The sequence below is a fragment of the Streptococcus mitis genome (genome assembly GCF_047460035.1).
GTDB lineage: Bacteria > Bacillota > Bacilli > Lactobacillales > Streptococcaceae > Streptococcus > Streptococcus mitis_DW.
On sequence record NZ_JASHHB010000009.1, the window covers coordinates 93,239 to 108,504 of the forward strand.

Sequence of the window (15,266 nt, forward strand, 5' to 3'; positions counted from 1 at the left end):
TTAGTCCTCGATTTCAATTGTTTCAATCACGACATCTTCAACTGGCTTGTCCATGGCCCCTGTCTCAACAGCAGCAATGGCATCCAAGACAGCGTAAGAAGCTTCATCAGCTAGCTGACCAAATACAGTGTGACGGCGGTCTAGATGAGGAGTTCCACCTTGGTTGGCATAGATTTCCGCAATCGGTTCTGGCCAACCACCACGAGCAATTTCTTTTTTAGAATAAGGCAGGTGTTGATTTTGCACGATAAAGAACTGGCTGCCGTTAGTATTTGGACCAGCATTGGCCATGGAAAGAGCACCACGGATATTGTAAAGTTCTTCTGAGAATTCATCCTCAAATGATTCACCATAGATTGACTCGCCACCCATACCAGTTCCAGTTGGGTCTCCACCTTGAATCATAAAGTCCTTGATAATACGATGGAAAATGACACCATCATAGTAGCCATCTTTTGAAAGAGCTACAAAGTTAGCTACTGTTTTAGGAGCATGTTCAGGGAAAAGCTTAATACGCAAGTCTCCGTGATTGGTCTTAATAGTCGCGATAGGACCTTCTACTGTTTCAATGTCTACTTGTGGGAAATGCAATTCTTTTTCTACCATACCAAATCCTTCTAAGGCACCAAAAATGCCATCTTCTTCTAATGTTTCTGTAATATAATCTGCTTTTTCTTTGATGTTATCATGAGAAATTCCCATGGCAACGCTGATTCCAGCATAATCAAAGAGTTCCAAGTCATTCAGCCCATCTCCAAAAACCATGACATTCTCTGGTTTCAAGCCAAGGTGTTCCACAACCTTTTCCACACCCGTTGCTTTGGAGCCTGAAATCGGCACAATATCAGACGAATGCTGATGCCAACGAACCATGCGAAGTTTGTCAGAGAGACTGTCAGGTAAGTGCAAGTCATCTCCCTTATCTTCAAAAGTCCACATCTGATAGATGTCTTCTTTTTCATGGAAATCTGGATCTACATCTAAGTAGGGATAAATTGGATTGATAGCTTCACTAATCATATCGGTGCGAGTCGACAACTTGGCATCATGACTCCCAACCAAACCATACTCAATTCCCTCTTGCTTGGCCCAAGAGATATACTCCTCAACATCTGACTTCTCAATCTGATGCTGATAAATGACCTGACCTTTTTTATCTTCGATGTAAGCCCCATTCAAAGTTACAAAAAAGTCAGGCTTGAGCTCACGAATCTCCGGAACGACACCAAAAATCCCTCGTCCAGAAGCAATACCTGTCAAAATTCCTTTCTCACGTAATTGCTTAAAAACAGTTGGGATTGAAGCTGGAATAAAACCTGTCTTTGAATTCCGCAATGTATCATCAATATCAAAAAAGACAATCTTGATTTTCTTTGCCTTGTATCTTAATTTGACATCCATCTCACTACCTCTTTCAATCTAACTTTTTCCATTATACCATAAAGTAGCTAAATTCCCTATTTTCAAAAAGTTTCCAGTTTTATTGTAAGTCCTTGGATAAGTATAAAACTAAATCATTATCATTTTGACAACTTGCACCTATTTCTAGCGATTTATTTCTATACCACACACCTGTCCCATCTGGAATGTAGCCCCGTCTGATATACAATCTCTGGGCAGGGCCATAGCCTAAGTGCAAACCTACACCAAGAGTGACCTTACTCGAAACAAACTTGACTCGTTTTTCTGCTTCTTCTAGCAGTTGATTCCCAATCCCTTGATTTCGAAAAGGCTCAAACACATTAAAATCTGATAATTCTGGATAGACTTCTGCAAAAGGACCATGTTTAGGAAAGGGCAAAATGGTAACGTAACCCGCTACAGCACCATCAATCTCTGCAACTAAGACTTCTCTCTCACCACTTTCCTGTTCCAGAAAATATCTAGCCAAAATTTCCTCTCTACCAGGCCAACCTTGATTCATAAATCCATGAGATAAGGATTCAATATCAGACTTAATCATATTTCTAATCGTGCAATTCATCTTTGACTTACCCACCTGTATTCTTTCTATTACCATTATAGCACGCCAAGGTCAGAAAAAAACTATCTCGTGAAAAAAAGACCCAACCGGGTCTTTTCTTTAATCTTCGTTTACGAAAGGCATCAAAGCCATTACGCGAGCGCGTTTGATAGCTGTTGTTACTTTACGTTGGTTTTTAGCTGAAGTTCCTGTTACACGACGAGGAAGGATTTTCCCACGTTCTGAAACGAAACGGCTAAGAAGCTCAGTATCTTTGTAATCAACATATTCAATTTTGTTTGCTGCGATGTAATCAACTTTTTTACGGCGTTTGAATCCGCCACGACGTTGTTGAGCCATGTTTTTTCTCCTTTATAATTTTAGTTGTCCATTAGAATGGTAAATCATCATCTGAAATATCCAATGGATTTGTTGCTCCAAATGGATTTTCATCACGTGAAAAGTCTGGTACTGAATTTGTAGGTGCTGAATAGTTTGCAGTTGGTGCAGAGTAAGCTCCACCTGTATGTCCCTCACGCACACTACGGCTTTCCAACATTTGGAAATTCTCAGCCACGACCTCTGTCACGTAGACACGTTGTCCTTGCTGGTTATCGTAACTACGAGTCTGTATACGACCTGTCACCCCAATAAGTGAGCCTTTTTTAGCCCAGTTAGCAAGGTTTTCAGCCTGTTGGCGCCACATAACGACATTGATAAAATCAGCCTCACGTTCGCCATTTTGACTCTTAAATGTACGGTTTACTGCAAGAGTAAAAGTCGCAACTGCTACATTTGATGGGGTATAACGCAACTCAGCGTCACGTGTCATACGCCCTACAAGTACAACATTGTTAATCATAGTTTACCTTCTTACGCGTCAGTTTTGACGATCATGTGACGAAGAATGTCAGCGTTGATTTTTGAAAGACGGTCAAACTCTTTAAGAGCTACGTCGTCGTTTGCTTCAACGTTAACGATGTGGTAAAGTCCTTCACGGAAATCTTGGATTTCGTATGCAAGACGACGTTTTTCCCAAGATTTTGATTCAACAACAGTTGCACCGTTGTCAGTCAAAATAGAGTCAAAACGTGCTACCAAAGCGTTTTTAGCTTCTTCTTCAATATTTGGACGAATGATATAAAGAATTTCGTATTTAGCCATTGATATGTTCCTCCTTTTGGTCTAATGACCCCAAGACTTTGCAAGGGGTAAGTGAGGTTCGCTCACAATAAACTATTATACTAGAAAATATTTTTTTACGCAAGTAAAAACACCGAAATAAAAAAAGAAGATGACGAATCATCTTCTTAAAAACTATAAGTTTTTAGTCTTCTTTTTTCTTGCGAGAAAGAAGTCCAAATCCACCTAGGGCTCCAAGAAGTCCAAGCGCTGCAAGACTAGCGTTAGCTTCTGTACCTGTGTTAGGCAATTCTTTTTGACCATCAACATATTTAGGTGTTGCTGGTTTAGCAGCTGTGTCAGTTGCTACTGTTGCATCTGCTTGAGCTGGTGCCGCTGGTTGAGTTTGATTTGGTGTTGCTGGCTGTCCTGGTTCCGTAGGAGTTACAGGTTGATCAGGAGCAGTTGGTCTTGACGGAACATTTTGTGGAGTAGGAGTTGGTCTGTAGTTGTTACCACCATTTCCACCACCGTTATATCCATCTCCATTATATGGATTAGTTTCTGGAATGCGTTTAGGAATTACCGTTACTGGGACGTCTACTACTACAATTTCTCCTGTTGGTAGTTTCACCTTCACTTTAACACTTGGTTTCACTCCTGGTGTTTCAGTTGTAGGGATTTCCCCAACTTCGATAATTTCAGCATCTTTTGGTAATTTAACATGACCTTTCACATCTTCTTTAGTGATTGGTGTTCCTACTTCAACCACGATTGGTGTTGCTGTAACAGTTTCTTTTGGTGTTTGTGGCTCTTCTTTACATTCTACCACATTTACAACTGCTGGAACTTCAACTAATAGATTACCATCTTTATCCTTAACAACTACAATTACATTCTTCTTACCTGGTGTTTTTGTATCAGGTTGTTCTTTGAATGTAAATGTTGCCCCTTCTGGGAAGTCTTTAGGATTAATATTATCTTTTGCTTCTGGAGCTTTATCTGGATTCACTGTAACTTCTTGCTCTTTACCTTGAACTACAATAACTTTCGCAGGTACTTCTACGATTGAATCTCCATCTTCATCTTTAACAACTACTGTTACATCTTTAATTCCTGGTGTTTTAGTGTCAACATCTTCTTTGTACCCAACTTTTGCTTTTGCTTCTTTAGGGAAAACAGATGGATCTACAGATTTATTCACATCTGGTTGAGTATTCTCAGGATTTGCTGCTACGTATTGAGTCTTAGGTCCTACTACAGTAACTTTCGCTGGGATTTCTGCAATTGGTTCACCATTTAGTTTTGCTACAACAACAACATCTTTATCTCCTGGTGTTGTTGTATCCACTGGAGTTTTATACTCAAATGTTGTTCCGTCTGGGAAGTCAGTTGGGACAATATTTTCTGCAGGAATTACTTTCTTAGGATCTGTATCTACTGGTACATATTGTCTATATGCATCAACTACACGTACTGTTGTTGGTACTGTTACAAGTTTATTACCATCTTTATCCTTAACGATCACGTTTACTGGGTAATCTCCAGCTTCCGAAATATTAACCGGATCTTTTCCATCTACTTTTTCGTATTCGAATGTAGCACCTTCTGGATAATCACCTTTGTTAATGCTATTTTCTGCAAGTGGTTGACCTTGATCAACAGGAATAATTTGTGGATTTCCTTGTACCACTTTAACTTTCGCAGGTACTTCTACGATTGTATCTCCATCTTTATCTTTAACAACTACAGTTACATCTTTTTCACCTGGTGTTTTAGAAATATCTTTTTCTTTATATTCAGGTTTTGCTTCTGCTTCTTTAGGGAATACTGATGGATCTACAGATTTATTTACATCTGGTTCATTTCCTACTGCTACATACTGAGTCTTAGGTTCTACTACAGTAACTTTTGCTGGAATTTCTGCAATTGTTTCACCATTTTTCAGTTTGGCAACAACTACAACATCTTTATCTCCTGGTTTTGATGTGTCAACTGGAGTTTTATATTCAAATGTTGTTCCTTCTGGGAAGTCAGTTGGGACAATATTTTCTGCAGGCACCACTTTAGTTGGATCAGTATTTACTGGTACATATTGTCTGTAAGCATCTACGACACGCACTGTTGTTGGTACTTTAACTAATACATTACCATCTTTGTCCTTAACTACAACTGTTACTGGATTATCCCCAGCTTCCGAAATATTAACCGGATCTTTTCCATCTACTTTTTCGTATTCGAATGTAGCACCTTCTGGATAATCACCTTTGTTAATGCTGTTTTCTGCAAGTGGTTGTCCTTGATCTACAGGGATAATTTGTGGATTTCCTTGTACCACTTTAACTTTCGCAGGTACTTCTACGATTGTATCACCATCAGCATCTTTAACAACTACAGTTACATCTTTTCCATCTTTTTGTTCATCTGTATCTGGTGTTGTTGTATCTACTTTCTCTTTATATTCAAAAGTAGCATTATCAGGGAAACCATACTTATCTTTATCTACAAGGCTATCCGCTGGTGTTGGTTGAGTATTATCAGGATTTGCTACTACATATTGAGTCTTAGGACCTACTACAGTAACTTTCGCTGGAATTTCTGCAATTGGTTCACCGTTAAGTTTTGCTACAACAACAACATCTTTATCTCCTGGTGTTTTTGTATCCACTGGATTATTATCTTTATCTTTGTACTCAAATGTAGTTCCTTCTGGGAAGTCTTCTGGATTAATATTTTCTGCAGGTACAACTTTAGTTGGATCAGTATTTACTGGTACATATTGTTTGTAAGAGTCAACTACACGTACTGTTGCTGGTACTTTTACTAATTCGTTACCATTTTTATCCGTTACGATAACCTTAACTTCTTTATCTCCAGTTGATGATGTATCAGGTTCTTTTTCATAAGTGAATTTCGCACCTTCTGGATAATCAGATGGGTCAATGCTATCTTCTGCTTTTGGAGCAGTTTTTGGATCTACTGGTACGATTTGTGGAGTACCTTCTACTACTGTTACTGGTACTTTAATTACAGTAGTTTTCTCTTCACCATTAACAGTATATTTTACAGTTACTGGTACTTCTCCATCTTCTGTTAATTCAGGGATTTCTCCAACAGTCATATTATCTTTATCAAACGTTACTCCCGCTGGAAGTTTGTTTGTATAAGATTCACCAAGTGCAGCTTTTGCTTTCTCAAGAATTTTAGCTTTTGCTTCTTCTTTATCACTATTCTTAGCAACAAGAATTTCATCAGCTTTTGGTCTTGGTAACACAGTTACTGGTACTTCAACGTTCTCTGTAATTGTAGTTCCATCTACATTGTAAGTAACTGTTGTAGGTACTTTAAGATCTGTTTGTCCAACTTTACCATTAGTATCAAAGATATCCGTTGCTTGTGGTTCGTTAGCTTGACCAGCTTTTTTATCGATTTCAGCTGGAGTTACATTTTCTTTAACTGTTGCTGGAGCAATTTCATCGCCTTCAAATACCACCACTGGTTTAGTTGTTGATTTAACAACGTTTACTTCTACATCAACAGTAGTTTCATATGTTTTACCGTCTGCTGTATAAGTTACAGGAACTTTAACAATTCCACGTCCGTCTTCAGCAATTTTAGTAATTTCTACTTTATCTTTAGAGCTAATTTGAACGTTTGAAAGACTTCCAGTAGTATCTCCAAGTGCTGCTGTTGCTTTCATTTTTTCTAATAATTGAATGAAGTTAGCTGATGCAATCTCTTCTTTAGCTTTTGCGATTGCTACTTCTTTCAATTGACCATTAGTTGTATTAATTGGAACTGTAACAACTGTACTTCCTTTTAAGCTGTTGATAAAGATAACTTTTCCATATACATAGTCAGGGTTGTCAGAATCCGCTAGACCATTACGGTTAAATTGGTTTGAATAAGCAGGATCTGTTCCTAATGCAGTGTATGAATATAATCTATTTCCTAAAGCATCAGTATCTCCAAATCCACTCTTCACAGTTACCTTGAAATCAGCTGGTCCAATGAAATTATCTGCAGTTGTAAATGGAATCTCAGTTTTACGTGATCCAGCTTCTGCTGCTGGCATACGGTTCCCCGCTGGTACTTTATAAGTGATTGTTCCACCTTGCGTATTATCAGCCGGATCATTTGGTGTCCAGACAATATCATTTGCAAAAGTATGGCCTAAATATGCACTTCCACCATTTGCATTATAGATTTTATCTTCTAATGTTACACCTTTTGGAACTTTTACTGTTACTTCTACTTTTTGAGCAGTGTAATAATCAATATTCATTCCACCAGTATTTTTAATATCGATATCAAATACACCTTTTTGACCTTTTTCATAAATAGTGTCTTTTGTATATCCATATTCACCTTTTTTATTTTCAGAACGAACATTTGTTACTACTTCTGCAGCAGGTGCTGTTGCAATACCAATTCCACCAATAATATAACCATCTTTTAATTTGATATTATTATTATTGATTAATGAATTTGTTCCTTGTTCTCCTGCTTCAATTAACACTTTAACTTTTGTAGTACCTTCAGGAATATCATATAATCTATCTAAGTGAGTCCAACCAGTTCCAGAATATGGTCCTTGTTCTGTTGTTAATGCTCCATCTTTACCATCAACTGGTTTGATTTCAGCACCAGTGAAAGCATCCACAATTTTTAATTTAACGCGTTCCCCAGCATCTGTTGCTGTAGAACCACCATATGCTCCACTGTGAATTAAACTTACAGTTAAACGAGAATTTGCATTTACATCATACTCTTTAGAAAGAGTTGTTCCTTGACTACCTAATTCTAAGTAATAATCGCGGTTTTTCACTTCTCCAAATGTATTATTTTGCATTCCTAGAACTCTTTTACTAGAATCCTCTGAAGCTCTTCCAGTGATTGTTGGCATTGCTAGTGGTACTAAACCACTACCATTAACGTAACTTACTTCACCTGAAGTTTGATATTTTATTAATTCACCATCATTTGTGTAAACTTTAGATTTCCATACTTCACGGTCACTTGTATTACCATCTTTATCTGTAACATTTGTCACATCAAGTGGTTTAACAGCGTTAACTTTTTCACCATTTTCAATTTTCCACCCATTTAGCATACCAGCTTCTGCATCAGCTTTTGTAATAGCTTTTTCTTGCCAGTTGTATGTTGCACTTCCGATTGGGTCTTTTGCATCCGGTAGATTTTTGATTTTATTTGTTAAATCGCGTCCACTTTCATATTGTTTAGCTACAGTAAATGATTTTTTATCTGCATCTGAGAAAGTTACTTTATCTCCAAAACCTTCTTTTAAGCTTTCGAATACACCGTTAGAAGGGTTGTTTCCGTATCCAGCATGGTTTTCACTTACTGGAGCTCCTAAATCAGCTTTTCCATCTAAGTATAATTTTAATAAATCACGTTCAGATTTAACAGCTTCCGCTTGTTTGCTCATTTCTTTAGCTGATGTTGCATCTGCAGCTTTTGCTGCTGTTGCAATCCCTTCAGCTTTTTCGATCACTTTTTTATATGTGTCAATTTTAGCTAAATCTTGTTTGTTAGCAGCTTTTCCTTCTTCAGCTGCAAGTTCAGCTTTAATTTTAGCAATATTAGCTTCCAATTCTGGTAAAGCCGCATCTCTTGCACCTTTATATTTAGTTGCTTCTTCTGCTGAATTAGCTGCAGTTGTATCTACTGCTCTAAACCCACTTTCACCTTGTCCAGGAATGGCTTGTCCATTACGTGAATCTTGGTTTTTGTTTTCTTTCTTATCTGCAGTTGCTTTTGGCATACTTTCTAATACGAAAGCTCTGTTTTTCAAAGAACTTGTTGAATAATCAACTTCTGTTTGTGTAGCTTTGTCGTTTGACAAAAGGGATTGAGCCTTAGCAAGTTCTGCTTTTGCTGCTTCAATAGCTGAGGCAGTCTTTTCAGTTAGACCAGCTTTCTCAAGAGCTGCTTCCATACGTGCAATAGCTGCTTCCAATTTGCTTGTGTCAGCCTTTGAAGCTGGTGCTAGAGCTTCTTCGGCTTTTGGTGTTTCAGTCGGTGCTGTTGGTTGCGTTGCTGCAGGCGCTGGTGTTGATGGTTGCTCAGCTGTTGGTGTAGCAGTTTCAGTCGAAGCTAGAGGCATGGTTGAATCTGCTTGATTACTTGCATCTGGGACTGTTTGTGAATCAGATGCCGTCTTTGGTGTAACTTGAGCATCCGCCTGAACAGTTGCTGCTCCACCGAACATCATGTAAGCTGCTACAGCTACTGATGCTGCACCAAAGCTATACTTACGGATTGAAAAGCGCTGCACTTTTTGTCCGTGATTTTTTTCCATTCTTGAATACATGGTTTCTCCTTTTTTATTTATATGTTATTAAACTGGAATAATGTTAAAACGTTTAATATTCACTTCCTTTCCTGCTTAAGAACGAAGTCTTAAACTAGTCTCAACACAATATTCGCTAGTCCGATTTTATCATATTTCCCAGAATATTGTCAATCAAAAAGAGCTTTATGTTCGTATTTTTATATATTATTTTTGTACCCAAAATTCAAAAAAAGAAGGAATCCTCCTTCTTTTTATCATAATAACTTTTTATTTTATTTTTAAGGTTTAATACGATGTAACATACGTGGGAATGGAATAGCTTCACGGATGTGTTTTGTTCCTGCTGCGAAGGTTACCATACGCTCGATACCGATACCAAATCCACCGTGTGGAACTGTACCGTATTTACGAAGGTCAAGGTAGAATTCATATTCTGTACGATCCATGCCAAGTTCATCCATTTTTGCGACAAGGGCAGCGTAGTCTTCCTCACGCATTGACCCACCGATAATTTCTCCATAGCCTTCTGGAGCAAGCAAGTCTGCACAAAGCACGCGCTCTGGATTTCCAGGAACTGGTTTCATGTAGAAGGCCTTGATGGCTGCTGGATAGTTCATGACAAATGTTGGCACACCAAAGTGGTTTGAAATCCAAGTTTCATGTGGTGAACCAAAGTCATCACCATGCTCAAGATGTTCGTAGTCAGCATCTTCATCATTCTCATGCTCTTGCAAGAGGTCAATGGCTTGATCGTAAGTGATACGTTTGAATGGCTCTGAAATGTAGCGTTTCAAGAGTTCTGTATCACGTTCCAAAGTTTCCAAGGCTTGAGGCGCACGGTCAAGAACACCTTGAAGAAGAGCTTTCACATAAGCTTCTTGCAAGTCAAGTGACTCATCATGTGTCAAGTATGAGTACTCTGCGTCCATCATCCAAAACTCAGTCAAGTGACGGCGTGTTTTTGATTTTTCAGCACGGAATACGGGACCAAAGTCAAAGACACGACCAAGGGCCATAGCGCCTGCTTCTAGGTAAAGCTGACCTGATTGGCTCAAGTAGGCTGGAGTTCCGAAGTAATCCGTTTCAAAGAGTTCAGTTGAATCTTCTGCCGCGTTTCCTGAAAGGATTGGGCTATCAAATTTCATGAAGCCGTTCTTGTCGAAGAACTCATAAGTTGCGTAGATGATAGCGTTACGAATTTGCATCACCGCTACTTGCTTACGAGAACGGAGCCACAAGTGACGGTTGTCCATCAAGAAGTCTGTTCCGTGTTCTTTTGGTGTGATTGGGTAGTCTTGAGATTCACCAATCACTTCGATATCTGTAATGTCCAATTCATAGCCAAACTTAGAACGTTCGTCTTCTTTGACAATACCTGTCACATAAACAGAAGTTTCTTGGCTCAAGCGTTTGATAACATCAAACTTCTCAAGTCCTACTTCTTCACCAAATTTTTCTACAAAGTTTGGTTTAAAGGCTACACCTTGGAAGAAGGCTGTTCCATCACGCAATTGCAAGAAGGCAATTTTCCCTTTTCCTGATTTGTTGGCAACCCAAGCACCAATCGTCACTTCTTGACCAACATAGTCTTTTACATCAATAATCGTTACACGTTTTGTCATTATTTTTCCTTTTCTTTTTCTTTTTCTTTTATTTTTCCATAAATGCTTTCAAGCGTTTAACTGCTTCTTTAAGCGTGTCTAAGTCTGTCGCATAGCTAAGGCGCACATTTTCTGGCGCTCCAAAGCCAGCTCCTGTTATGAGTGCCAGACCAACTTCTTCAAGAATAGCCGTTGTAAATGCTGTTACATCGCTATAGCCTTTCATCTCCATTGCCTTTTTAACATTTGGGAAGAGATAGAAAGCTCCTTGTGGTTTGACAACTTCAAAACCAGGGACTTCACACAAGAGTGGATAGATGGTATTGAGACGTTCTTCAAATGCTTGACGCATAACTTCCACAGAATCTTGCGGTCCAGTTAGGGCTTCGATAGTTGCATATTGTGAAACAGCAGTTAGGTTAGAAGTTGTTTGACCTGTCAATTTGCTCATAGCAGCAATGATTTCTGGATCACCCACTGCATAACCTACCCGCCAACCTGTCATGGCATAGGCCTTAGATACACCGTTGATAACAATGGTTTGCTTGCGAATTGCTTCTGATAGACTTGAGATTGGAACAAATTCATTTCCATTATAAACAAGGCGACCGTATATATCATCTGCTAAAATCAGAATGTCATGCTCAACTGCCCAATTTCCGATAGCTAGTAATTCTTCACGAGTATAGATCATACCAGTCGGATTAGATGGTGAATTGAGAACCAAAACCTTTGTCTTATCTGTCCTAACTAGTTCTAGTTGATCCACCGTGACTTTAAAATCATTGTCTTCTTTAGCTTGAACAAAGACTGGAATCCCTTCTGCCATCTTGACCTGATCTCCATAACTAACCCAGTATGGAGTTGGAATAATAACCTCATCTAAAGGATTGATTACAGCCATAAAGAAAGTATAGAGGGAGAACTTGGCACCTGTAGCAAAGGTAACCTCGTTACTTGCGACAGAATAGCCATAGTAGCGCTCGAAGTAGGTATTCACCGCAGCTTTTAATTCTGGTAGACCTGAAGCTACTGTATAGAAGGAAGCCTGTCCTTCTCGAATAGCTTTAACTGCTGCATCCTGAATATTTTCAGGAGTGTGAAAATCTGGTTGTCCCAAGGTCAAGAAAAGGACATCCTTACCTTGAGCTTTTAATTTTTTTGCTCTCGCATCACTAGCTAAAGTGACACTTTCTTCCATTTCTAAAACACGGTTGGATAGTTTCATAGGCCCTCCTTATTGACCAATGCTCCTGTTTCAAAATCTACTAGATAAAAATCAGAGCCTGACTTGACTTCCCAGATTGGCTTATCTTGATAACGGCCAAAGGTAATCTTGTCAATCTCGCCAGCTCCTTTTTCCTTCGAAACAGCTTCTGCTTTTTCTTGTGAAACACCTTGATTTAGCTGATAAACGTAAATCTTATGGTCATCTTTTCCAATCAGGACAGCAAGTGCTTCTTGTTTTTTATTATGACCAAGAACGCTGTAATAGGATTCCAAGCCATTGTAAAAATCAACCTGATCAGCTTGCTCTAATCCTGCATACTGCTGAGCTAATTTTTCTCCTTCACTTTTAGCTGTTTGATAGGGTTTCATGCCGAGAGAAACCAGATACAGAAAGGAAGCACTGATAACCACAAACAAAATCGTCATCCCTAGACCATACTGCCACAGTAGATTATTTTTTGCTTTATTTTGTCTTTTTTTCACTCGTCTATTTTACCATCTATTGGGCTTTATTACAAGTGAATGCAAGAACAATCGCACTTTATTTCTTCCTTCAAAGCAAACCGATTTTTCTTAGTTAAAACCGAGCAAGAAAAGTAAAGACAGCTCCAAAATCAACCTATTAAAAAACTTGAGCTTTGGTACTCAAGTTTTTAGAATTTCTTTTAATTTATGGAATTATTTTATCATATATTCTTTTAGTCATTTTTCCTAAAAATACAGGCAGTAGAAGGCTAATCATGACTAAAAAGAATCCTAAATAAAGAAATGCTACTACAAAGCCTAAATGGTCAATCAACCACCCTGTCAGCGGGAAGAACACAATCATACTTAGGCTAAACATCATAGAGTAGACACTCAGCATGGTTGCCCTTACTTCACTTGGAAGGCGCTCTTGCAAATCATTGTCAAAAATCGGCTGAAAAAGAGCATATAGAGCATTACTAATCAAATAAATCAAAATATAGATTAGAGGTGTTCCAAAGTAGGACAGCATATAGGTGACTCCAGTCAGCAGGACGAGAAGAGGGAAAATCTTCAAGGCAGCATATTTCTTTCCAATCTTACTCGCTAGATAGACTGCAAGGATATTCAGGAGACTACCAAGTAGCATAACTGCTGAAATTTGCCAGCTACTTAAATCCGGTAACTGATTTTGATAGTAAAAATAAAACATGCACATAAGTGTTCCGACAATCTGAGATAAAATCATCCAGTTGAAAAGCATGGGATTTCGCTCCAACTCATCCCTAACAGTCCAAATAATCTGTTTCATCGTCACACTATCAGCTTTTTCTAGCTTGACACTAGGTTCTTTCAGCATCCAAATCAAGACAAGAACTATGATAGAAGTGGCAATCATGATATAGTAGGTCAGGTGCAATTGACCATGGACAAAAAATCCCGCCAACACTGTCCCCAAAGACCGAGTTCCTTCTGCTACTCCTGACATGAAACTTGAAATGGATAGATAGCGTTCTTTTAGTCCAGCCTCTACAGCCGAGTCATAGACCATTGCTGCGCTTGTTCCTGAATCAAAATTATAAGACAAGGCATTTATCGCCATAGCTAGTGCATAAATCCAAAAATTTCCCTGCCCAGCCAACATGAGAATAGAAGACACAATCCCTGCTATACGACTTAAATAAAGGTTGGTCTTATAGGAATAGCGGTCAGCTAACATACCAGATGGAATTTCACAGAGAAGACTGGTCGTATGAAAAATACTCTCCAGAAATCCAATCTGCCAAAGAGACATTCCGTTTTGACTGAGAAAGAGAATCCAAAAACTGGTAATCCCTAGAAATGCAAAAAACTCAACTCCGGCCATCAGGCCAATATTTTTCCGATAATTTCTTATTAACATCTTTTCTCCTTAACAAGTGTATTATTATTTCTTTTGTCCGTCACTTGTTAATCTTTGCCTTACATGATCTCCACCCCTTTTAGAAGCATTCTTCAATGCCATTATTGTTCCTTTAATGATTTATGAAATGATACCGGAAAATAGCTGTTCTGTGGTTTCTATTGCGAGTTTTCTTGTTTATTTTAGCACTTATGTCATTATATTACAAGAGAATATTGGAATACTCCTATAAAATCAAAGAAAACTAAAATCCAAAAAACAGTTCTTACTTTTCCAGTGGCAACTAACTAGAGTTTCAGCAATTTTATAATTTTCAAATAAACTCTGAGCAAATCTCTTGCAAGTCCTTTTGTTTTGTTGTAATATATTTTATAACAACAAGAGGGTTCTCGAAATTTTAAGCAAAAGGAGACACATTATGTCTAAAAAAGTATTATTTATCGTCGGATCACTACGTCAAGGTTCTTTCAACCACCAAATGGCCCTCGAAGCTGAGAAAGCACTTGCTGGTAAAGCAGAAGTTAGCTATCTTGATTATTCAGCCCTTCCTCTTTTCAGCCAAGATTTGGAAGTTCCAACTCATCCAGCTGTAGCTGCTGCTCGTGAAGAGGTTCTCGCTGCGGATGCTATCTGGATTTTCTCTCCAGTCTACAATTTCTCTATCCCTGGAACAGTGAAAAACTTGCTTGATTGGCTATCTCGTGCCCTTGACTTATCTGATACACGTGGCGCTTCTGCTCTTCAAGACAAGTTTGTCACAGTATCATCTGTAGCCAATGCAGGTCACGATCAACTTTTCTCTATCTACAAGGACCTCTTGCCATTTATCCGTACACAAGTCGTTGGTGATTTCACTGCTGCACGTGTCAACGACTCTGCCTGGGCAGACGGAAAATTGGTTCTCGAAGAAACAGTCCTAAACTCAATTGAAAAACAAGCTCAAGACTTGCTCGCAGCAGTTCAGTAAAAAATAGAGAATTTTAAGAAGTCTAAATCAATTATCGCCACCTAATAGGGTGGCATTTTTAGACTCAATCAAAATTGGCTCTATAATATTTGTAGTGGGTAAATCCCCTATAGATATTATGGAGCCTATTTTTGTGTAGAAAAAAAGTCCCATAAGATCTATAATGAAAAGCGACGAAACAACTCATTAGAAAGAATCAT

The 15,266-nt window shown here is 38.5% G+C and carries 11 protein-coding genes; 1 reads left to right on the top strand and 10 read right to left on the bottom strand.

Annotated elements, in window-relative coordinates; translation table 11 throughout:
- From QM956_RS08590 to QM956_RS08635, 10 genes are all read right to left on the bottom strand, one after another.
- Window positions 1-1,401 carry a bifunctional Cof-type HAD-IIB family hydrolase/peptidylprolyl isomerase gene (locus QM956_RS08590; protein WP_414302437.1) on the bottom strand — a complete coding sequence of 467 codons (1,401 nt, stop codon included), beginning with the start codon at window positions 1,399-1,401 and terminating at the stop codon, window positions 1-3.
- 79 nt (window positions 1,402-1,480) lie between these two features.
- A complete protein-coding gene (locus tag QM956_RS08595) occupies window positions 1,481-1,984 on the bottom strand; it encodes a GNAT family N-acetyltransferase (protein WP_033685379.1) in 504 nt (167 codons plus the stop codon).
- A 99-nt stretch (window positions 1,985-2,083) separates the two neighbouring features.
- Window positions 2,084-2,323: a 30S ribosomal protein S18 gene (gene rpsR, locus QM956_RS08600; protein ID WP_000068664.1), complete on the bottom strand. Its 240-nt coding sequence runs from the start codon at window positions 2,321-2,323 to the stop codon at window positions 2,084-2,086.
- Between the two features lie 31 nt (window positions 2,324-2,354).
- Window positions 2,355-2,825, bottom strand: a complete 471-nt coding sequence (ssbA, locus tag QM956_RS08605) for a single-stranded DNA-binding protein SsbA (protein ID WP_000609606.1) — start codon at window positions 2,823-2,825, stop codon at window positions 2,355-2,357.
- Window positions 2,826-2,836: 11 nt separating this feature from the next.
- The gene (rpsF, locus tag QM956_RS08610; RefSeq protein ID WP_084923323.1) at window positions 2,837-3,127 is read right to left on the bottom strand and encodes a 30S ribosomal protein S6; all 291 of its coding nucleotides are present in this window, start codon (window positions 3,125-3,127) and stop codon (window positions 2,837-2,839) included.
- A 163-nt stretch (window positions 3,128-3,290) separates the two neighbouring features.
- Complete coding sequence (locus QM956_RS08615; RefSeq protein ID WP_414302438.1) at window positions 3,291-9,419, bottom strand: Rib/alpha-like domain-containing protein; 6,129 nt, start codon at window positions 9,417-9,419, stop codon at window positions 3,291-3,293.
- A gap of 260 nt (window positions 9,420-9,679) precedes the next feature.
- On the bottom strand, window positions 9,680-11,023 hold the full coding sequence (asnS, locus tag QM956_RS08620) for an asparagine--tRNA ligase (RefSeq protein ID WP_414302439.1): 1,344 nt from the start codon (window positions 11,021-11,023) through the stop codon (window positions 9,680-9,682).
- A gap of 28 nt (window positions 11,024-11,051) precedes the next feature.
- Window positions 11,052-12,230, bottom strand: coding sequence for a pyridoxal phosphate-dependent aminotransferase (locus QM956_RS08625; protein WP_084923125.1), 1,179 nt, complete (start codon window positions 12,228-12,230; stop codon window positions 11,052-11,054).
- Window positions 12,227-12,715, bottom strand: coding sequence for a cell wall elongation regulator TseB-like domain-containing protein (locus tag QM956_RS08630; RefSeq protein WP_261009511.1), 489 nt, complete (start codon window positions 12,713-12,715; stop codon window positions 12,227-12,229). Before QM956_RS08630 ends, QM956_RS08625 begins: the two co-directional genes overlap by 4 nt.
- A 187-nt stretch (window positions 12,716-12,902) precedes the next feature.
- Window positions 12,903-14,099 carry an MFS transporter gene (locus QM956_RS08635; protein ID WP_261052165.1) on the bottom strand — a complete coding sequence of 399 codons (1,197 nt, stop codon included), beginning with the start codon at window positions 14,097-14,099 and terminating at the stop codon, window positions 12,903-12,905.
- A 418-nt stretch (window positions 14,100-14,517) separates the two neighbouring features.
- Here QM956_RS08635 and QM956_RS08640 point away from each other — a divergent pair, with 418 nt between their 5' ends.
- Window positions 14,518-15,066, top strand: coding sequence for an NADPH-dependent FMN reductase (locus tag QM956_RS08640; protein ID WP_084923128.1), 549 nt, complete (start codon window positions 14,518-14,520; stop codon window positions 15,064-15,066).
- Window positions 15,067-15,266: the final 200 nt, after the last annotated feature.

Excerpts from the sequence above, each read along its gene's own strand:
- QM956_RS08590 (WP_414302437.1), bottom strand. The coding sequence starts at position 1,401 with ATGGATGTCAAATTAAGATACAAGGCAAAGAAAATCAAGATTGTCTTT.
- QM956_RS08595 (WP_033685379.1), bottom strand. The coding sequence starts at position 1,984 with ATGAATTGCACGATTAGAAATATGATTAAGTCTGATATTGAATCCTTA.
- rpsR (WP_000068664.1), bottom strand. The coding sequence starts at position 2,323 with ATGGCTCAACAACGTCGTGGCGGATTCAAACGCCGTAAAAAAGTTGAT.
- ssbA (WP_000609606.1), bottom strand. The coding sequence starts at position 2,825 with ATGATTAACAATGTTGTACTTGTAGGGCGTATGACACGTGACGCTGAG.
- rpsF (WP_084923323.1), bottom strand. The coding sequence starts at position 3,127 with ATGGCTAAATACGAAATTCTTTATATCATTCGTCCAAATATTGAAGAA.
- QM956_RS08615 (WP_414302438.1), bottom strand. The coding sequence starts at position 9,419 with ATGTATTCAAGAATGGAAAAAAATCACGGACAAAAAGTGCAGCGCTTT.
- asnS (WP_414302439.1), bottom strand. The coding sequence starts at position 11,023 with ATGACAAAACGTGTAACGATTATTGATGTAAAAGACTATGTTGGTCAA.
- QM956_RS08625 (WP_084923125.1), bottom strand. The coding sequence starts at position 12,230 with ATGAAACTATCCAACCGTGTTTTAGAAATGGAAGAAAGTGTCACTTTA.
- QM956_RS08635 (WP_261052165.1), bottom strand. The coding sequence starts at position 14,099 with ATGTTAATAAGAAATTATCGGAAAAATATTGGCCTGATGGCCGGAGTT.
- QM956_RS08640 (WP_084923128.1), top strand. The coding sequence starts at position 14,518 with ATGTCTAAAAAAGTATTATTTATCGTCGGATCACTACGTCAAGGTTCT.